General features: G+C 65.3%; 15 protein-coding genes. 10 read left to right on the top strand and 5 right to left on the bottom strand.

All coding sequences use genetic code 11. From position 1 onward, the window contains the following. Positions 1-10 precede the first annotated feature (10 nt). Complete coding sequence (locus OXG33_13840) at positions 11-1,954, bottom strand: hypothetical protein (GenBank protein MCY4114996.1); 1,944 nt, start codon at positions 1,952-1,954, stop codon at positions 11-13. 59 nt (positions 1,955-2,013) lie between these two features. Beyond that, positions 2,014-4,119: a beta-galactosidase gene (locus OXG33_13835; protein ID MCY4114995.1), complete on the bottom strand. Its 2,106-nt coding sequence runs from the start codon at positions 4,117-4,119 to the stop codon at positions 2,014-2,016. 722 nt (positions 4,120-4,841) lie between these two features. On the opposite strand from OXG33_13835, the gene OXG33_13830 reads away from it, so the two are divergent. The 9 genes from OXG33_13830 to OXG33_13790 all read left to right on the top strand — a co-directional run bounded on the left by OXG33_13830 (position 4,842) and on the right by OXG33_13790 (position 15,749). Continuing rightward, positions 4,842-6,209, top strand: coding sequence for a hypothetical protein (locus tag OXG33_13830; protein ID MCY4114994.1), 1,368 nt, complete (start codon positions 4,842-4,844; stop codon positions 6,207-6,209). 419 nt (positions 6,210-6,628) lie between these two features. After that, positions 6,629-8,746 (top strand): ABC transporter substrate-binding protein, encoded by a 2,118-nt coding sequence (locus OXG33_13825; protein ID MCY4114993.1) that lies wholly within the window; start codon positions 6,629-6,631, stop codon positions 8,744-8,746. Between the two features lie 158 nt (positions 8,747-8,904). Further along, positions 8,905-9,915, top strand: coding sequence for an ABC transporter permease (locus tag OXG33_13820; protein ID MCY4114992.1), 1,011 nt, complete (start codon positions 8,905-8,907; stop codon positions 9,913-9,915). A 3-nt stretch (positions 9,916-9,918) separates the two neighbouring features. Beyond that, positions 9,919-11,064 (top strand): ABC transporter permease, encoded by a 1,146-nt coding sequence (locus tag OXG33_13815; GenBank protein MCY4114991.1) that lies wholly within the window; start codon positions 9,919-9,921, stop codon positions 11,062-11,064. A 7-nt stretch (positions 11,065-11,071) separates the two neighbouring features. After that, the gene (locus OXG33_13810; protein MCY4114990.1) at positions 11,072-12,109 is read left to right on the top strand and encodes an ABC transporter ATP-binding protein; all 1,038 of its coding nucleotides are present in this window, start codon (positions 11,072-11,074) and stop codon (positions 12,107-12,109) included. Positions 12,110-12,143: 34 nt separating this feature from the next. Next, complete coding sequence (locus OXG33_13805) at positions 12,144-13,178, top strand: ATP-binding cassette domain-containing protein (GenBank protein MCY4114989.1); 1,035 nt, start codon at positions 12,144-12,146, stop codon at positions 13,176-13,178. A gap of 70 nt (positions 13,179-13,248) precedes the next feature. Beyond that, positions 13,249-13,686 (top strand): hypothetical protein, encoded by a 438-nt coding sequence (locus OXG33_13800; GenBank protein ID MCY4114988.1) that lies wholly within the window; start codon positions 13,249-13,251, stop codon positions 13,684-13,686. A gap of 112 nt (positions 13,687-13,798) precedes the next feature. Continuing rightward, positions 13,799-14,647 (top strand): sugar phosphate isomerase/epimerase, encoded by an 849-nt coding sequence (locus OXG33_13795; GenBank protein ID MCY4114987.1) that lies wholly within the window; start codon positions 13,799-13,801, stop codon positions 14,645-14,647. Between the two features lie 10 nt (positions 14,648-14,657). Beyond that, on the top strand, positions 14,658-15,749 hold the full coding sequence (locus tag OXG33_13790; GenBank protein MCY4114986.1) for a Gfo/Idh/MocA family oxidoreductase: 1,092 nt from the start codon (positions 14,658-14,660) through the stop codon (positions 15,747-15,749). 58 nt (positions 15,750-15,807) lie between these two features. Here the strand turns inward: OXG33_13790 and OXG33_13785 are convergent, their stop codons facing one another. After that, positions 15,808-16,287 (bottom strand): GyrI-like domain-containing protein, encoded by a 480-nt coding sequence (locus tag OXG33_13785; GenBank protein MCY4114985.1) that lies wholly within the window; start codon positions 16,285-16,287, stop codon positions 15,808-15,810. Positions 16,288-16,478: 191 nt separating this feature from the next. Here OXG33_13785 and OXG33_13780 point away from each other — a divergent pair, with 191 nt between their 5' ends. Next, positions 16,479-17,384: a phytanoyl-CoA dioxygenase family protein gene (locus OXG33_13780; protein MCY4114984.1), complete on the top strand. Its 906-nt coding sequence runs from the start codon at positions 16,479-16,481 to the stop codon at positions 17,382-17,384. A gap of 39 nt (positions 17,385-17,423) precedes the next feature. Here the strand turns inward: OXG33_13780 and OXG33_13775 are convergent, their stop codons facing one another. Beyond that, the gene (locus OXG33_13775; protein ID MCY4114983.1) at positions 17,424-18,605 is read right to left on the bottom strand and encodes a phytanoyl-CoA dioxygenase family protein; all 1,182 of its coding nucleotides are present in this window, start codon (positions 18,603-18,605) and stop codon (positions 17,424-17,426) included. A gap of 75 nt (positions 18,606-18,680) precedes the next feature. Then, the gene (locus OXG33_13770) at positions 18,681-19,406 is read right to left on the bottom strand and encodes an SOS response-associated peptidase (protein MCY4114982.1); all 726 of its coding nucleotides are present in this window, start codon (positions 19,404-19,406) and stop codon (positions 18,681-18,683) included. Positions 19,407-19,440 lie beyond the last annotated feature (34 nt).

Raw genomic sequence — 19,440 nt, 5'->3', positions numbered from 1 at the left:
GCCGACCGCGTTAGTCGGTCGGCGCGCGCGGACCTCGACGCCAGACGTCGCCGTCCAGCGTGCCGGCGAACACGGCCTCCGCGCCCGAGGCTTCGATGGCCGCGGTGACGCAGGTCACGTTCGCGGGAGCGTCGCGGCCGCCGGTGGGGCTCCAGGTGTGCCCCTTGTCCCGCGAGTAGAACAGCCCCAGGCCCGTGCCGGCGTAGAACCGGCCCGTGCGCCCAAAGTTCGGCGAGACATCCAGGCTGGTGACCGCAGCCAAGCGATCCACGCTCACCCGGCCTTCGACCCATGACGCCATGCGTGGGCCGTTGGGCGTGAAGACGTCGCGCCCGGCAACCACGCCCACGAACGCGCGGGCATCACGGTAGTTGGATGGCACGGCGATGGGCGCCAATTGCCCGCGCGCGCCCTTCTCGAACACCCGCACCCAGGTAACCCCGGCGTCGCGTGTGTGATAGAGGCGAATGCGTCCATCCGCAATGGAGGTGACGAAGATCGTCCCGTCGTCGTCTACCCGCGGCGAAAAGGCAATCGCCACGACGCGTCCGTTGCTGAACCGTTCGGCGACCTGGCGCCACGTTGATCCGCCGTCGTCGGAAAGCCGCAGCTCACCGGCCGCGCCGCCGACCGCGAGACGCCCCCCGGCCCCGATCGTCAGGCTCGCGGGCGAAAGGGTCTCAGGCAGGCCGGGCAACTCGTCCCAGTGCCGGCCGCCATCGGTGCTTTGCTGCACGTCTGTCCCGGCGATGGCGAGCACGCGCTTGTCATTGCCGAAATCGGGCGACATGGCCAGGGTGGAAATCGTCGGCTCGTCGGGCGCGGCTGCCGGTGGCGACCAGGTGCGACCGGCGTCGTGCGAGCACAGCAACCCTTCGTCGGCGGTACCGGCGATGAGCGTGCCGTCGTCCGCGAAGGCCGGGGACGCGGCCAGCGCAAGCAGCGGACGGCTGGCAAGGCCGTCGTCACTGCGCCGCCACGTCTCGCCATGGTCGTCGGAGCGCCAGACGCCGCCTTCGTAGAGGCCGGCCAACAGTGCCCATCCGCCGCCGGCTTCCACGGCGGCCAAGGTCAAGACCAGACGCCCGTCAATGTTGCCGATCTGCTGCCAGGTCTCGCCGCGGTCGCTGGTCCGCAGCAAGCCACGTTCGGCGGACGCGATGACGACCATGCCGTCTTGGCCGTAGTCGGGAGAGATCGCCAGCGCGTTCACTGTTGTCGAGGCGCCGACTTCGGGTACCTGCTGCCAGGTGAGACCATTGGTCGTAGTGCGGTAGAGACCGGCGCCTTCGGTGGCGGCATAGGCCGTGTACGCATCGGGATGCGCCACGAACTCAAGCGCCTGAACCGGATAGCCCTTGGCGCAATCGTCGGCAAGGCGCCAGGCGCTAGCGCCTCGGGAACGCATGTAGAGGCCGCTCGCGGTTCCGGCCAGCACGCGCTCCTGGTGCGGCGGGCCCGGCGACACGGCCACGGCGAGGACCTGCTGGTCGTCCAGACCGTCGTTTTGCGCATTCCATGTCCGACCGAGGTTGGCCGATACGTAAACTCCGTCGTTTTCGGTTCCCACCAGCGCGAGTCGATCCTGGCCGTATTGCGGCGAGAATGCGGCGGACGTGACACTGGCCTTGGCGCCCCAGAAGAAGGTGTCGCGCCAGGTGGCCCCGCCGTCGATGGACACGAAAGCCGAAGCGTCGACGGTGCCGACCAATAGCGTGTGATCGGTGGCAAACGCCGGCGACACCGCCGCCGACTGCACGTAGGGCGCGCCAATGCCGCCGGCCGCGCGCACCCACCTCTGCCCGCCGTCCGGCGACAGGAAGAGCCCGCTCAGCGTCCCCGCCAGCACGGCCGACGACCCCGAGCCGATCGGCGCGGACGCCAGGCACGTGACCGTGCCGCCGCTGCCTTGGCGGAGCCGTGACCAGACGGGGCGCCCTCGAGGTGCTGCCATGGGTTTGACGCGCTAGCCGGCGGTCCGGCCGGTCATTCCCGGCGATTGCCGCGTGCGAGTCATGCGTGATCCGGCAGATGAATGACCGCGCGGCCCCAAGGCTCGATTTCCAGATCGATTGAGCCGTCGCTCACCGGCAGGTCCGTGTGCGTGAGCAAATCGCGAGCCGTCACGGCGGCTTCGCGGGGACGCAGGCGAAAGCGCGCCGAAGTGCGCTCGACGTTGAAGACGAATAGCAGCCGACCACCGAGGCGAGAACGCCGCGCCACCGGCACGACCGGGTCGCCCGTGACATCGATGGGCGCCAATACACCGGCGTCGCGCGCCAGCCCCAGCACCACCTCCGGCACTCCCACGTCGCCGAAGCCGGCCGAGGTCGTGAGACCGAACCACGTGAAGCGGGCGTCCGCCGTCTGCACCGCGACCGTTTCGCCATCGATAGCGGCCACGGCCTTCGTCGTGCCCAGCGGCTCGAGCACGGCATAGCCGCACTCGCTGGTGATCGAAAGGTCGCCGTAGGCCGTCGACAATTGATTGCGGCCCTCGCGGATGTCGAATTCGGTCACTCCAGAAAAGTCGGCCACGCGCACGCCGAACCGCTCGGCGAACCCCTCCGGGGGGGCGTAGCTCGATTGGCCGTCGGCAGAGTACATGCCAAAACTGCCCTCGGCGACGATTCGAGTCTCGGGTGAATGCTCGAGCGTCTCCTCGATCCGGCGTTGCAGCGCCTCCGTCATGAGCGCCGCATTGGGCATGATCACCAGCTTGTAGCCGGACCAGTCCATGTTGGGCGAGAGCACGTCGGCGGGGATGCCGTTGGCCCACAGCGTGCGGTAGACGCCGCGCACGTCGGCCACGAAGCGATCGCCCTCCTCGTTGTAGTTGAACAGCTCCTGGGATTCCGGGTGGTAGATCACAGCCACGTCGGCCGGCGGGCACTCCAGCGGCAGGTGCTCGCGCAGGCCCTGGATTTGCGAGACGGCCTCGGCGGCCGAGGTGAGGCGCGGCGTGTCGCGGCCGTCCAGCGCCGTCAGGCTATAGCCGGGCGACTCGAAGCTCAGGTACTCCGGACGGTACTGCCAGAACATCGCGCCGGCGGCGCCGTGCGCCAGGGTCATCCACAGGAGGGTTGTGGTCTCCTGCGGGTCCGACTGCTTGCTCCAGGTCACGCCGCCCGGCGACATGCCCGCGTAGATCTCCTCGTTCCACCACCGACCGTTCTTGCCGACGCTGCGCGACCAATCGAACGCGAAGGCCCGCTCGGCGATCTTGTAGGGATCGTCCGAGGTCAACAGATTGTTGGACGGCATGGACATGCCCCAACTGTCGGCGTAGGGCGCGCAGATCTCATCCCAGGGCCGCGGGAACCAGGCGCCGTGCGCCCGCTTCTCGTGGTGGGGATCGATGGCATTCGCCGTGTCCACCATCCATTGCAGGTGATCGGCCAAGTTCTCGTAGTGGAACCGGCGATAGACCAGCATCTCGACCACATTGTTGTGGGAGCGCGGCGGCTCAACGTCTTCCCAGCGCCGGTAGCGGCGCAGGAAGCGTTCGTTCAGCTCGTCCAAGGTGTATCGCTCGCGCAGCCAGGATTTGTACTTCGCGAGGGTGTAGTCGCAGTAGCACGGATAGCCGCCGCCTTGCGGGCTCCAGGCGGCGGAATAGTTGACGCCGTCCCAGAGCCCCCAGATCAGCAAGCTCGGCCTGTCCTTATATCTATTGACGACGTGCTGCAGCAGGCCGCCGCCGTATTCGCGCCAAGCTGGATGGTCGTAGCAGTGGATGACGCCGCCCTGCGGATAGGCCCCGCTCGCATGCGACGACACCGTTTGCCCCAGGTAGTTCACCACCCGCATGTCCGGGTGTTCGCGAGTCAGCCACTCGGGGCAGGCGCCGTGGGTGCCGAGCATGATGTCCAGCCAGACGTAGAGCCCGTGCTTCTCCCCCAGATCGAACATCATGTCGAAGTCGTCAAGCTCGTACTGCCCCGGCCGGGGCTCCATGTGGTTCCAATAGGAGTGGCTGCGCACGATGCGCATGCCCGATTCCCGGATGCGCGCATAGTCGCCGTCCCAGACATCGAGCTTGGGGATCGGCCCGCGGTAGTGCTCCGTGCCGACGGGAAACGGGTGGTCGGGAATGCTGACGAAGGCTGACTCAGACATGCGGCAAGCCACAATGCGGGGGCAGGCGGTACCGCGGCATGCTACTCGTCAATTCCCGGCAGCGCGAGTGACCGGCGGAGCGCGAAATGCTGCGGCGACGCGCGGGGCACACGGGAACCTGTCGCGGCATTCGGTAGTGTCATTGAACTCTGATTTGCCAGCATGGTGAGGCCGTGGCATTCGCTGGCGCCGAAGCAATCTCGCTCCGCCACTCGGTGATTCGGACGGCGAATTCGGCTGACGAGCACCGCCAGGCGCACACCGGCCCACTTGACCTCGGTGAGCCCCCCACGGAATGATCCAGCGCATCATCGCCAAGGCCGATCCCAAGGCCGCATTGGACGTGGGCGCGGAAACCGCGAACGCGACGCCCAATTCACCGCATGTCGCCGCTGGCCGCAAGGCCCGCTGGGCGCCAACTCCGACTAGCGAATGCTTAGCCGCCACGACCAGGACTGCAGGCACCGAACGGGAACTGCGGCGTATCGACAATCGGCGTGCGGTCATTGATACGCATTTCGAGTCCATCGCTCGCCGTACGGACTTCGCTCAGTTGAAGACTTCGCTGCTCACACGACGACCCCAGTGTTGCTCACTACCATTGGGATAACTGCGTCCATCGTGGGCTTCATCTCATCGTAGCCCCGCTCGGGTGGTGGCGTAGCCCGCGCATCCGCGCCCGCCTGCTGGCGTCGTTTCTGGCGGTCAGTTTTGCTCTGGTCTTGCTGCCGGCCGCTGGTTCGCGTCATCTCGCGTTGCTGAATCCGGAACCAGAGTGGATTAAACACCTCTGGGCCGACAATGAGTGGGCGTGGGCCAACACGTACTCCGCAGTCCTGTGGGGGGCTGTCGCTGTTCTTGGACTGGCACAACTGATTCGCCCCCGCCCACCTGAGTCGCGACGCTGGCTGCACGTCGTCGGTTGGCTCTGCCTGACGCTCGTGGCGTCGCTCGTCGCCTACGAAGATGTCGCCAATCGGAAGGACGCCTTGGGCTACGACCTGACGGCAGAGCTGACGTGGCTTCACATGGTGCACCCGTTGAATCGTTGGGTGGTCGCGATTGCGCCACTGATTGCCGTTCCGCTGCTGGCGGCGGGGTGGACCCTATGGACCGCGCAGCGCGGGCATCCAGAACGGCAGCTGCTGGTGGGGCTGGCAAGTGCCCTGCTCATCGGAGCCGTTGTCCAAGACATCGAAGTGTTCCGCTATAAGCCCCTTGCCTGGTCGCAATACCTCGAAGAAGGGGCGGAAACCATGGGTGCCGCCGTCCTGATCGTGGTGCTCATCGAGACCTTGGTGGCGCGACCCGGCATCGGTCGGGTCAATCCGACTCGTCGGCGTTGGGTCCTGGCTCTCATCGACTTGCTTCTAGTCGCCGGCGCGTTTCTGCTGTTTGCGCAGCACCTCTCCGACGACAGGCGCTCCGAGCCTCCGATCCAGATTGCCTACACCGGCCCCGTCTCGCTGGTCGAGCAACGATTCCGCGCGAGCCATGACCTCCTCCATCGCATTGATGTCTGGGCCTACGTTGATGGCGCGCCCGGGCGCGCCGAGATTTTCGCCCGGCTGACACCCGAGGGCTCGGTGCGGCCGGTGCGCGAGAGCCGGGCGACGATCGAGGCACGACGTTTCAGCGACGCAACCGCCGCGTTTCATTTCGAGCCGATCCCCGACAGTCGCGGGAAGGCGTTCACCCTGGCCGTTGGCGTCCTCAGCGGTCCATTGCCCTACGTTTTCCTGGGCCTGGCCGACGGCACCGTGATCGCCGAAGGTTCGGCCCGAGTAAGCGGCGAACCGACACGATTTGGGAAAGACCTCGCCATGCGGATCACGTCGCACCGGCGCTTTCTCGAAGGGTTGCTGGAGCTACAGCCACGACACTGGTGGTTGATCGGCGAGGTGGCTACGCACATCGCTTTTCTGTGGGTACTGCCGGTCATTCTTGTTTGGCGCGGGCCGCACGGGCCTCAACCACGATTCTGGCGGTGCGTCGTCGGGCCTGCGGGTGGTATCAGTGCCCGCATCACGCTCGGCATCTTCATTTTGACGATCATCGCGGCGATGCTTGCACCGCCGCAGCTCCTCTGACCCGGCGATCGCCAGACACGACTGGGTCGCCACCGCCCGGCATCTCACGCCGTTGACATGCGAATTCGCGAACGGGTATCGTCGGCACCCGAACCGCCAAAGGGCCGGTTGGGCCGCTGCGTAACAGTTAGCGCTGTGCACGCGAGGGAGGCTTTTCCAGCAGGTGGAGTTCGACGGAAGTGCGCTCGTGAACGCGGGCGCGCGAGTGGGGGCAGACAGCGCCGGTTGCATATGGCAATATTCGGCGTGACGTTCGCGATGCCATCCATTCAGACTGTGGCAAGTTCGCGTATCTCTAGATTCGGCGCGCGTGGGAGCAGAGGACATGCGTGCGTCAGTTGTTCGTTGGCGCCACGCTGAGCGCCGAATCGGCGACCGGAGTGTCGCCAAGGGACCGTAGAGACCAGAAGGGGGAGAGGATGACGAAGGACCTGTTGCTAAGTAGACGGCGAATGCTCGCCGTGACCGCGGGGGCCGCCGCCGTTGGCGTGCTGGCCGCCTGTGGCGAAGCTGAGGACGAGGTAGCCGAGGCGACCGCGGCGCCGGCAACGCCGGCCCCGACGGCGGCCCCGACTGCCGCCCCGACCGCGGCCCCGACCGCCGCGCCGACCGAGGCGCCGACCGCCGCCATGACCGAAGCGCCCAGCATGATGCCCGAGCACGACCGCAACACGGGCATGACGTATGAGCTGGGCAAGGACTACAAGGAAGCGCCGGCGCTGGCCGACATGGTTGCCGCGGGCGATCTTCCGCCGGTTGAAGAGCGCCTGCCCGACGAGCCGCTGATCTGGCAGCCGTGGGAAGCGATCGGCAACTACGGTGGCCGCACGAACTGGGCCAGCGTGGCGATTTCGGTGGACATTGGCAACGCCAACCGCACCGACGCCGTGGCCTACAACATGGAGGGCACCGCGCTGGTCAACGACGCCGTCAAGAGCCACCACGTGAGCTCCGACGGCACCACCGTTGTCTACGAGTTGCGCAAGGGCCACAAGTGGTCGGACGGGGCGCCGTTCACGTCCGCCAACTTCCAGTGGCACTACGACAACTACATGGTGAACGAAGAGCTTTCGCCGTCCGGCCCGGGCCCCAAGATCAACGGCAAGCCGCCGAAGGTCGAGACGCCCGACGAGCTGACGGTGGAGATCTCCTACCCGGACCCCGTGCCGATCCTGCTGGACCGGCTGGGCCGTGGTGGTAGCGAGCGCGGGTTCTACCTGTCGTCGCACTACATGGAGCAGTACCACGCGGACTTCAACGCGGACGCCCCGAAGATGGCGACCGACGAGGGGTTCGACGACTGGACGCAGCTCTTCAAGGCCAAGATGCGCTGGGGCGCGCACCAGACCTGGTTTACCGAGCATGCGGTGAACCGCCCGGTGCTGGCGCCGTGGACGCTCACCGCCCACTCGGCGGACCGAGCCTCGCTGGACCGCAACCCGTACTACCACATCGTCGACACCGAGGGGAACCAGCTTCCCTACGTGGACGGTCTGAACTACGAGTTGTACTCCGACAAGGAGGTCTACCAGCTCCGTATCACCAACGGCGACCTTGACTTCGGGCAGTTCGAGCTCGACTTCAACAACATGCCGCTGTACCGCGACAAGGAGGGATCGGGCAACTACCGGACGCTGATCAGCAAGGCGCTCCGAAGCTCGGCCTTGGCGCTCCAGCCCAACTGGACGTACAAGGACGCGGCGGTTGCCGAGATCTTCCAGGAGCTCGACTTCCGTATCGCGCTCTCGGTGGCCATCGACCGCGACGCCATCAACGACGCGGTGTTCTTCGGTCTGGCGACGCCGTTCCAGGGCACGATCCTCCCGAGCTACACGTTCTACGAGGACCACTGGGGCACGATCCACACCGAGTTCGACCAGGCCAAGGCCAACGAGTTGCTGGACGGCATTGGGCTGGACCAGCGTGACGGCGAAGGCTGGCGCCTGCGACCGGACGGCGAGCGCCTGACGCTGATCTTCGAGATCGGTGACCAGGAAGGCCCGAAGGACGCGATCGCCGAGCTGGTGGCCGAGAACTGGCGTGACGTCGGTCTCGACACCCAGTGGAACCAGATGGAGCGCCCGCTCTACGAGGAGCGCTTGGACCAGCTCACCGAGATCATGATCGGTACCGAGCACACGGAAGCCGCCGGGTACTTCACCCGCTGGGTCCCGTGGGTCTGGGGCTACAAGGGCAAGCGAGCCGTTTGGGCCGGCGGTTGGACCCGATGGTTTGCCACGGACGGCGCCGAGGGCGCGGAGCCGCCGCAGGCGATCAAGGACAACGCCGAGTTGAAGTTCGCCTGGCAGCTGGCAGCGCCGGGCACCGCGGAGTACGACGACCTCGGTCGGCAGTACTTCGGGTGGCAGGCGGAGCAGTTGACGGTGATCGGCACCGTGGGGCTTGCCCCGCAGCCGGTGATCATCAACAACCGGGTGAAGAACTTCCCGGACGACGAGGAGAACCTGTGGTTCGGCGCTGGGGCCAACTTCACGAAGCCCTATCGCGCGTTCCAGTGGTTCATCCCGGACGCATAGTCGCGACCTAAGGTCGCCGGGAGCCGCCGGCCATCCAGTCGGCGGCTCCCGGTGGCAACGGTCGTGGAGTTTGCGCTACGGTGGCGAGCGCCACGACCGGATCGAGTTGACGGAAACGCTGGCGAGTTGAGGTTGGGCGTCAGAGAGGGACGCAACGCATGAGGGCATATCTGGTCCGACGGTTCCTGTTCATGGTCGTCGGATGGTGGCTGCTGAGTGTGGTGGTCTTCATCGTCATCCAGCTCCCGCCGGGAGACTTCCTCACCAACTACATCGCCGGCCAGGAGCAGGCTGGGACGTTCCTCGAGCGTGAGGAGATCGAGTCCCTCAAGCTCTACTACGGCCTCGACCGCACGCCCATCGAGCAGTACTTCTACTGGGCGGGCCGCTTCGTGGTGGGCGATCTGGGTCGTTCCTTCGGCAGTTGGCGCGCCGCCGAGCAGCCGGTAACCAAGATTCTTGCCGAAGTGCTCCCCTTCACGATCCTCTTATCGACCGGGGCGCTCATTTTCACCTACGCGGTCGCCATCCCGATCGGAATCTACTCGGCGACGCACCAGTACCGACCGGGCGACTATTTCTTCACCGCCATCGGGTTCATTGGATTGGCAGTGCCTAATTTCATGCTCGCCCTCCTTTTGATGTGGGCGTTGAATGAATTCTTCGATATCAGCGCCGGTGGTCTCTTTTCGACCGAGTACGCGCTGGCGCCTTGGAGCATTGAAAAAGTCATCGACATGTTGCAGCACTTAATCGTGCCGGTTGTGGTTCTCGGCACCGCCGGAACCGCCGGCACCATACGCGTGATGCGCGGCGTGCTGCTCGACGAGCTTGGCAAGCAGTATGTGATCACGGCACGCGCACGCGGCGTATCCGAGCGCAAGCTGCTGTTCAAGTACCCCGTCCGGCTGGCCCTGAACCCCATCGTGAGCAGCACGGCCTACATTCTGCCGGGCATCTTCGGCGGCAACGCCGTCGTCGCCATCGTGCTCAGCCTGCCGATGACCGGCCCCGTCTTGCTAACGGCCCTCCGGGCGCAGGACATGTTCCTCGCCGGCAGCATCGTCATGGTCGAGGGCGCGCTCGTCATCTTTGGAACATTCCTTTCCGACATTCTTCTGGCGGTGGTGGATCCGCGGATTCGCCAAGAACGCGCCGTGGCGGCCTAACCAATGGCAACAACCTCCTACGAACCCACGACCACCTCGGGAGCCGGAATATCAGTCCGTGAATTCACCGAGGAAGAGCAGTACTACGTCGCCTCGCAATGGCAGCTCATGTGGCGCAAGTTCCGCCGCCACCGTTTGGGCTATCTCAGCGGCGTGCTGTTGCTACTCGGCTACTTCTTCGCCATCACCTATGACTTCTGGATCCCCTACGACTTCACGGACCGGCACGACAAGCTGTCCTCTCCGCCGACCCGCATTCACGTCATCGATAGCAACGGGACATGGCAGATGCCATTCCTTTACGGCACGAAGGCGATTGTCGACCCAGTGTCGTTCAAACGAACGTTTGAAGAGGACCCCGAGCAAGTCCGTCCCATCGGTCTGTTCACGCAGAGCGCACCCTACAAATTTTGGGGCCTCTTCGAGTGGGATCGCCACTTCTTTGGCGTAGAGGGGACGACAATTCACCTCTTCGGCACCGATGAGTTGGGGCGTGACGTGTTCTCGCGGACCCTTGCCGCGGCCCGCATCAGCCTTTCGATCGGGCTGGTTGGCGTCGTCCTCAGCTTCGTGCTGGGAATCATCATCGGCGGCGTTTCCGGCTATTTCGGCGGCACCGTTGACCTGCTGATCCAGCGGTTCATCGAGTTCGTGATTTCGGTGCCAACCATTCCGCTCTGGATGTCGCTGAGCGCCGCGGTGCCGATTACCTGGTCGCCGCTGCAGACCTATTTCGCGATCACGGTTGTGCTGTCGGTGGTCAGTTGGGCAGGCCTGGCCCGGGTTGTGCGTGGCAAGATCCTCGAGTTGCGTGAGAACGACTATGTGATGGCGGCACGCGTGGCCGGCGCCGGCAACATGCGCGTGCTGTTTGATCACCTCGTGCCCGGCTTCATGAGCTTCCTGATTGTGCATCTGACTCTGGCAGTGCCGAGCATGATCCTGGCCGAAACCACGCTCAGCTTCCTGCGCTTGGGCATCCGCGCTCCCGCCGTGAGCTGGGGCACGCTGATGCAAGACGCGCAGAACGTGAGCGTGATCGCGGTCTTCCCCTGGCTCATGATCCCGGGAGTGTTTGTGATCCTCGCCGTGCTGCTGTTCAACTTCCTGGGCGACGGACTACGGGACGCCGCGGACCCGTACCGATAGGGGAGCCATGACAGAAGAACAAGCAACCGTCGCCGCGCCCGAATCAGGGGCGCTCACGGACGAAGACGTCATTCTCGAGCTGAACGATGTCCGCACGTACTTCGAATTGGATGAAGGAACGCTGAAGGCCGTTGACGGCGTCTCGTTCGCCATTCGGCGCAACGAGACACTTGGAATCGTCGGCGAGTCCGGCTGCGGCAAGAGCGTCACCGGCCAGTCGATTCTTCGCATCGTGCCCAAGCCCGGCGAAACCGAAGGCAACATCTGGTTGCGGCGCAACGGCGAAACCGTTGATCTCGCGTCGCTCCATCCGTCCGGGCGGGAAATCCGCGACGTTCGCGGGCGCGATATCGCCATGATCTTCCAGGAGCCGATGACGGCGTTCTCGCCCGTGCACAGCGTGGGCAACCAGATCATGGAAGCCATCCTGGTGCACGAAAACGTACCGAAGCAGGCTGCCCGTGAGCGCGCCATTGAGGTACTGAGCCAGGTGGGCATCCCGGAGGCCGAGCGGCGCGTCGACGCACTGCCGCATGAGTTGTCCGGCGGCATGCGTCAGCGAGCCATGATTGCCATGGCGCTGGTGCTGCGACCCAAGCTGCTCATCGCCGACGAGCCCACCACCGCGCTGGACGTAACCATCCAAGCCCAGATCCTGCGTCTGATGCAGGACCTTCAGAAGGAAATGGGCATGTCGATCATGTTCATCACGCACAACCTCGGCGTGATCGCGAACATGGCCGACCAGATGGTCGTGATGTACCTCGGGCGTGTCGTCGAGCAGGGCTCGGTCGAAGCGATCTTCGGCGAGCCGCAACACCCATACACGCAAGCGCTCATGGAATCGATTCCGCGGATCGGATTGACGCGCGGCGAGCGCCTCAGCTCCATTGCCGGAACCGTGCCGGTGCCGCTGAATCCGCCCGAGGAATGCGGCTTTTCTTCTCGCTGTCCCAAGTTCATCCCCGGCCGCTGCGACGCCAAGGTGCCGGACATGCTCGAAACGTCGCCGGGCCACCACGTACGGTGTGTGCTCTATGAGTAGCGAGCAAGATATGCAGAGCGACTCAACCCAGTCCATGTCGACAGAGACATCCAACGGGCAAGCCGCCAACACCATTCTCGAGATCGAGGGGCTCAAGAAGTACTTCCCCATTGAGAGGGGCCTGTTGCGGCGAGTCGTTGGATACGTCCGCGCCGTTGACGACGTCAGCCTTTCGATAGCCGAGGGGAAGACGCTCGGTCTCGTGGGCGAATCGGGATGCGGCAAGACCACGCTCGGCCGTTGCGTGGTGCGCGCCATCGAGCCCACCGACGGCAGCGTTCGCATGCAAGTCGACAACCAGGATACGGAGCTGACGGAGCTCGGCTCCCGCGAGTTGCGCGAGTACCGTCGCAACCTGCAGATGGTCTTCCAGGATCCTTATTCCAGCCTCGATCCCCGAAAAACCGTGCTGGACATCGTGGGTGAGCCGCTCCGGATTCACAATGTGGCGCGCGGCCGCGAGCTCGAGACTCGCGTGAGCGAGCTGCTCGAGGTGGTCGGTCTGGACATCCGCTACCTCAAGCGTTATCCACACGCGTTCAGCGGCGGGCAGCGCCAGCGCATCGGAATTGCTCGCGCCTTGGCCTTGAACCCGAAGGTCATCATCTGTGACGAAGCCGTCTCGGCACTCGACGTCTCGGTCCAGGCGCAGATCATCAACCTGCTGGAAGAGCTGCAGGAAGAGTTCGGCATCGCCTACCTGTTCATCGCTCACGACCTGAGCGTCGTCGAGCACATCTCCGACGAAGTGGCGGTGATGTACGTCGGCAAGGTCGTTGAGCACGCCTCGACCGAAGAACTCTTCAGCAACCCCAAGCACCCCTACACCGAGGCCCTCATGTCGGCGGTGCCGCTGCCCGACCCGAAGCGGAAGCTCGAAGAGATTACGCTGGAGGGCGAGGTGGCCGACCCCGCGGACCCACCGAGCGGATGCTATTTCCACCCGCGCTGCCGCTACGCTCAAGACCGATGCCGCGAGGAAACCCCTGAGTTGCGCGTGGTTGGCGAGGGACACGAATCTGCCTGCCACTTTGCCGAGGAGCTAGACCTTCGCGGCGTAACCGCTTGAGTCCACCTGCCCAGCTGCTGCGCGGCCTCGGCGGCGTGAGTTAGGCAGGCGGCAGGCCGAGTCGGTGTCTTTGCTGCAGTTGGTAATCCCGCTGGGCTTCCTTATCGCCCTCGTGTGCACGGGCGTCATTCTCTGGTCGCTGTGGATGGTGCGGCGGGCAGCAAGCCAAATCGAAGAGCGACATCGTTTCGCCGAGCTCATCGTGAACGAGGGCGAAGTGCCACTTCCCTGGATCGAGACGTTTCGCAAACGTGCGGGCAAGCTGCGGCGCAAGGATGGAGCGAGCGCGGACATCGAGGCAATTGTCGAGCTGGCCCGCTCATCCATCGGCCGCGAGCTCGACCGCTTGGTGCGCTACATCGAGACTACGCGCCTGGTTGCCGACGAATTCACGCGCGAGTCCCTCATCGAGGGCATCAATGAGCGCCGGCGTGAGTGGGAAGCCAGCGGCTGGCAGGAGTTCGTGGACGCGGCGCGCCGGCCACTGAACAACCACACCGCGTCCTGATGCGAAGATTGCCGGCGTTGATCCGAAAGACAGCCATCCAATCTCTCTGCCTTCGCTCCGGAAGCGACGGCAGCCGCCGGGCCACCGGCCCAGTCACACGGAGCTCCAGCACATGAAGATTGCCTACGGAACCTATGCCATGCCGAAGCACACGCTCGAGGACGCCATCCCGATCCTGGCGAACATCGGCTACGACGGCGTCGAGATTTGCACTGGGCCGCGCCACGTCGGTTCGCTGCCGGAGGCGATGACTCCGAACCGGCGCGCAGCTATTCGTGGATTGCTCGCCGATCACGACATGGGCGTGCCGGCCTCGTTCGCCACGGCCCTTCACGTGCATGAAACAGAGGCCGCCAAGCACGCCGCGAACTTCGAATTCGCTCGCGAGCTCAATGGCCTGGTGCGAGACTTCGTTCCCGACCGCGAGCCGGTACTGGCATTCGGCATTGGCGGAAGGGACTACGAATGGCTCAAGATCCGCGACTCGCTGGCCGCGGCGGGTCGGGAGTACGGGGAGCTCGCCGAGCGTGAGGGCTTCCACCTCGCGATCGAGGCCCACTCCGGCGCCGCCGTCGACCGCACCACCCGCGCGCTGTGGCTGATCGACCAGATCGGCCACGACCGGGTCAAGCTGCACTTCGACATGGTGCACTTCTTTCTTGCCGGCGAGACGGTCGAAGAGGCGGTGCCGGCGCTGGTGCCGATCACCGGGCATACCCATGTCACGGACACGCGCGTCTACGACGACGGCAGCCTCGACCTGCTGCTGCTCGGCCAAGGCGAGCTGGACACGACCGGCTATGTGCGGGCCATGCATGAGGCCGGCTGGGACGATTTCATCACCTTGGAGGTGAGTGGCATGGTCTGGAACAAGCCGGCCTACCTCCCCGTGGCCGCCGCTGAATTCGCCTATGCCACCTTGGACGGCGCATTCCGCGAAGCCGGCGTGCCTCGCGGCTAGGAGTACTGACATGACGCCATCCGACGAACTCGCAATCGGCATCATTGGCGCCGGAAGCATTGGCAGGCGCCACTACTCAAACCTGGAGTTCATTCCCGGAAATCGCGTCGTCGCCGTATGTGATGCCGACGACGCCCAAGCCACCAAGCTGGCAAGCCGGGCCGGCGCCAGCACATACCCGTCGGTCGACGCCATGTTCGATGCGGAGCGCGGGCTGGACGCCGTGCTCATCTGCGTGCCGCCGGGGATCCGACGCCAAGTGTTCGAGCGGGCGGCTGAGCGAGATGTCGCGGTCTTCTGTGAGAAGCCGCCGGCAGATTCCCTGGAGCACGCACAGGCCGTGGCCCACATCGTGCGCGACAGCGGCATCGTGTGCATGGCCGGATTCAACATGCGCTACTTGCCGCCGGTTCAGCGAATGCGCGAGCTGCTCGCCGGCCGGACAGTAAGCCTTGTGCTGTGCACCTATCTCAGCGCCCCGGCGCTCACGGGCGGGTTCCGTCCGTGGTTTTTTGACAAAGCTCGCTCGGGCGGCCCCTTGCTAGACCAGGCCATCCATTACGCCGATCTCATGCGCTTTCTCGTCGGTGAGATCACGAGTGTCCACGCGTTCGGCAGCAACGTGGCGCGCCCCAAGGGTCCTGGCTTTACGGTCGAGGACACCGCCGTCAGTACGATCCAGTTCGAATCCGGTGCGGTGGGCTACCAGGTGCATTCATGGGCGGCGCCCTGGGGGTACACCAAGTTCGAGTTCAATGGCCCGGATTTCCACCTGGAGCTGGAACCCGCCGGAAACGCACCAGGCGTATTCGGCACCATCGGCGATCCGAAGGGTGAAGGAACCGTCGTCAACGACGCGTTTCCTCGAGCCCCAAGCTTGGGCCGCGACGGCTCGCGCAAGCCTGACGCGCCGCTCGACGCGCCGCCCGACTTCATGCACTACCAGGAAATGGTCACGTTCCTGGATGCGGTACGCACGGGAGACACCTCCGGCATATTGAGCACATATGCCGACGGCATGCGCAGTCTGGCAGTCGTGCTGGCCATGAACCGCTCAATCGACTCTGGCCAGGTCGAGCCCGTGGTGGTACCCGCCGTCTAGAGACCTGAGGCGCGGGTGTCAGCCTGACGTGGGGCTAACGGCCTCCACCCGCCGCGCGTCACTCAATGGGCCAGATGATCTCGGTCTGGTACTCCGAAGGATCCTCGACGTCGAACGGATCGTTGAGGTAGATCTCGATGGGACCGCCCGCCGGCGTGAGGCCGCGATCCCGGATCCAATCCACCATCGAGTTGTGCGCGTCCATCAGGTTCTCGTAAGGCCCGGTGTGGATCATGCGGGCCACTCGTCCGGCGGGAAGCTGGCTCGCCACGACCAGGTCGCCGCCTTCGATCGCCCACTCCACGGGGAATCCCGTTTCGGCGCGCTTGACCTCATCGGTCATCGCCAGGTAGCGCGTGAACGGTGGGCCCACGGGGCTCATTTGCGCGCGCGTCAGATACTCCTGCACCGCATCCAGGGCGTGGCCCATCAGCTCGGCCACGTCCCGACCGCCGAAGTTGAAGCGCACGACCAGGGTTGGCTGCGACGAGACGTGCTGCAGCGTGATGTCGCTGGTTGTTGAACCGTTCGTTGTCATTCAGATCGCAGGCGTTTTGGCTGAATGCCGGAGTGCGCTAGGGATGATCGCACAGATTGCGACCAACGCCGGAACGGCTCCGCACCGGCGTCCCGTGCCTTCCGAGAGGGAAGCGTTCCGCACGACGAGCGAATCTCGAGATACTCAGATACGCTGATGGCAACGGGTCCGCGAACCTCGGAGGCTACGACATGACGCCAGAGCAGATCCTCTCCCATCCGCCGCGCGTGCTGACCCAGGCTCAGCGCGAGTCGTACTTCGAGAAGGGCTATGTCATCGTCGAGAACGCCGTGCCCGACGAGTGGATCGAGCGGCTGCGCGATGTCACGAATGACTTTGTTGAGCGGAGCCGCGAAATCACGGAATCCGATGCAGTCTGGGACCTCGAGCCGGATCACACCGCCGAGAATCCCCGGCTGCGCCGCCTGACAAGCCCCGTCGAGCAACACCCCGTATATTGGGAGTTCGCGTCGGACTCAGTCGTGGCCGACGTGGCGGCGGACGTTGTCGGGCCCCACGTGAAGTTTCACCACTCGAAGCTAAACTTTAAATGGGCGGAAGGCGGCGAAGAGGTGAAGTGGCACCAGGACGTTCAGTTCTGGCCGCACACGAACTACTCACCGGCAACGATCGGCACCTTGCTCTACGACTGCGGTCCGGATCAAGGACCGCTCGGCGGCCTTCCGGGCAGCCACAACGGCCCGCTCTTCGACCTCTACAACGACGACGGGACCTGGAACGGCGCGCTTTCCGACGCCGACGCGGCCAACCTGGACCTGGAGAACGTCGAATACATGACCGGACCGGCGGGTTCACTGACGATCCACAACTGCCGCACCGTTCACGGATCGCCGCCGAACCAATCGGACACCGGGCGGCCGCTGCTGCTCTATGCCTACTCCTCCGCCGATGCCTTCACCTACACCTACAATCCAATTATGTCGAGTTTCTACGGCACAATCGTGCGCGGCGAACCGGCCCGATATGCCCACCACGATCCGCGCCCTTGCCAGATTCCTCCGGACTGGTCAGGGGGCTATCAATCCCTCTTCGCGACGCAGCAAGGCGAGGACGAGGACGTAGCTCCCGGCATGTAGGACGCCGGCCGAAACGCGAATCGGACCGGCGTCACCCGGCTAGGCGGCCGCGCCCCAACCGGCGATGAACTCGTCGACGCCAAATCCCGCCGGCATATCGTTGTTTGCGTAGCCCGCCGGGCCGTCCTGAAAGCCCGGCACGAGGTGGTCGGCCGGTGCGCGCAGCGCGGCATCCAGCGCGGCGAACCGGCGCTCAATCGCCTCGATCTCGCCGGCGGAGAAGGCTTCCGCAATGTCCTTGCGCCGATCGAATCCGGCACGATCGGTCCGGGCCAAGCCGGCGAGCCGCAGGACGAGCTTGGACAGCAGCACCAGGGCCACCATGCGAGCCTCGACGCCGGGATGAAGAATCGTCAACTGTCGCTGGAACTCATCGGCATCCCGCTCGAGCGCCGCGCGAAGCAACGCTTCAATCACCCGCCGCTCGGATGCGTGCAGCTCGAAAAAGAACTCGAACTGTCGGCGCGTGTCGGCGGACAGGCGGCTCGTGAAGCCAAGGTCCCAGTTGAACGCGTGGGCGTGCGGATAGATGGCGGCGCCAAACGCTCGGTAGCCGAGATGAACCGTGCGGCGCAGCCTGGTGCTGTAGTCGCTGCCCCAGTGCAGCATCGTGTTGAGGTACACCACGGCGTCGCCTGCGTTCAGCTCCGCGGGGATGCCGCCGGGCAGGGGCACCGAAGCATCGCGCGCAAGAATGCGGTTTTCCTCGTCCGTGTTCACGCGCCAGTGGCTGCCGGGAACCACCCACAGCACCTCATCGTCGTAGAGCGGAATGTTCCACTGCACATATGCCGGTCCATTGGCTTGCGCGTCGTGCTGCAATCCAGCCAGCGGAGCGAGCGACGCCGGTCGGATATCGCGGTGCCAGCGATCCGGCCCGTGGTCCTCCGAGGGGTTGCACATCAGGGACATCAGCGTCGGCGCGGCGTGCGGCGCCTGCATCAGCCGACGGCTCACGCCCAGCGTGCCCTCCTCCAGGCATAGCTCCACCGCCTCGGCAGTTGACGCGTCGACCACGCTCTGAATAAGGACTCGCGGCTGACGGGCAAAGTAGCTGTCCGGCCACCGGCCCGCCGCGTCCCGCTCGCGCCGCCATCGGTCGAGTTGCCGCCCCACCAGGACCTCGAACGTCGCCCGGAGCCCATCCAGTCGCTCGGGCGGAATCGTTCGCCTGATGATCACGTAGCCTTGCTCGGCAAGCTCGGACCGTAGATCAGGCATTTGCCTCCCCCTCACGCCGGCCGCGGCGCCTCGCCGCGCCCACGTGCCATCGTGCTGTGCCAGGCCATTGGATGGTCAAAGTTTTCCGTTGCCTCCAAAGAGCGTCGGCTGCGAATCCTTGTCTGGCGACATGCGCGACTCCGGCGCGGCAATGGGCTGGATCAGCTCGGGCCCGCTGCTGGCCACGGCATTGACGTCGCGGCTGACCGGGTGCCTCCGCAGCACCTGCTCCGCCGCCGGTCGCAACAGGGCCGCCTGCCACCCCGGATCGTCATCGCCGGCCGAGAGCCAGGCGTCCCAGTCGCCCTGTTCGAGGATCGCCGGCATACGGCTGTGGACGGCCGACATCCAGGTGCTGGGCGCCGTGGTAATGATCGTGAACGACAGGCCGAACTCAGCGTGCCACTCCCAGAGCCCGGCCATGGCCAGCGGGTGGCCGTCGGCACGGTGAATGTAGTGCGGCTGGCGCTTGTTGCGGGGCCCTGTCCATTCGTAGAAGCCGTCGGCCGGCACCAGGCAGCGGCGCGCGCGAAAGGCTGCACGGAAGGCCGGCTTGTCAGCCACCGTCTCGGCGCGCGCATTGATGGTGCGAGCGCCGAATCTCGCGTGCTTGGCCCACGCGGGAATGAGCCCCCAGCGCATGACGTGCAGGCGTCGAGGATCATCCAGCACCACCAGCGACTGCTGCGTGGGCGCAACGTTGAAGTTTGGCGGCGGCGCGACAGCCGGCTCGAGCGGCGCCGACTTGAAGAACTCCGCGAGGACTTGAGGATCCGAGTGACGGCTATACCTTGCGCACACGAGTGGCAACGTCCCCAGTCGCGACCGGCGTCAC

The organism is Chloroflexota bacterium (assembly GCA_026708035.1).
Lineage (GTDB): Bacteria > Chloroflexota > UBA11872 > UBA11872 > UBA11872 > JAJECS01.
Note: the sequence above shows the minus strand (reverse complement) of the source record. Positions and strands in the feature narration are given on the sequence as shown.

Bases quoted from the DNA above. Each gene is read 5' to 3' on its own strand.
- OXG33_13840 (MCY4114996.1), bottom strand. From the start codon at position 1,954: ATGGCAGCACCTCGAGGGCGCCCCGTCTGGTCACGGCTCCGCCAAGGC.
- OXG33_13835 (MCY4114995.1), bottom strand. From the start codon at position 4,119: ATGTCTGAGTCAGCCTTCGTCAGCATTCCCGACCACCCGTTTCCCGTC.
- OXG33_13825 (MCY4114993.1), top strand. From the start codon at position 6,629: ATGACGAAGGACCTGTTGCTAAGTAGACGGCGAATGCTCGCCGTGACC.
- OXG33_13820 (MCY4114992.1), top strand. From the start codon at position 8,905: ATGAGGGCATATCTGGTCCGACGGTTCCTGTTCATGGTCGTCGGATGG.
- OXG33_13815 (MCY4114991.1), top strand. From the start codon at position 9,919: ATGGCAACAACCTCCTACGAACCCACGACCACCTCGGGAGCCGGAATA.
- OXG33_13810 (MCY4114990.1), top strand. From the start codon at position 11,072: ATGACAGAAGAACAAGCAACCGTCGCCGCGCCCGAATCAGGGGCGCTC.
- OXG33_13805 (MCY4114989.1), top strand. From the start codon at position 12,144: ATGTCGACAGAGACATCCAACGGGCAAGCCGCCAACACCATTCTCGAG.
- OXG33_13795 (MCY4114987.1), top strand. From the start codon at position 13,799: ATGAAGATTGCCTACGGAACCTATGCCATGCCGAAGCACACGCTCGAG.
- OXG33_13790 (MCY4114986.1), top strand. From the start codon at position 14,658: ATGACGCCATCCGACGAACTCGCAATCGGCATCATTGGCGCCGGAAGC.
- OXG33_13785 (MCY4114985.1), bottom strand. From the start codon at position 16,287: ATGACAACGAACGGTTCAACAACCAGCGACATCACGCTGCAGCACGTC.
- OXG33_13780 (MCY4114984.1), top strand. From the start codon at position 16,479: ATGACGCCAGAGCAGATCCTCTCCCATCCGCCGCGCGTGCTGACCCAG.
- OXG33_13775 (MCY4114983.1), bottom strand. From the start codon at position 18,605: ATGCCTGATCTACGGTCCGAGCTTGCCGAGCAAGGCTACGTGATCATC.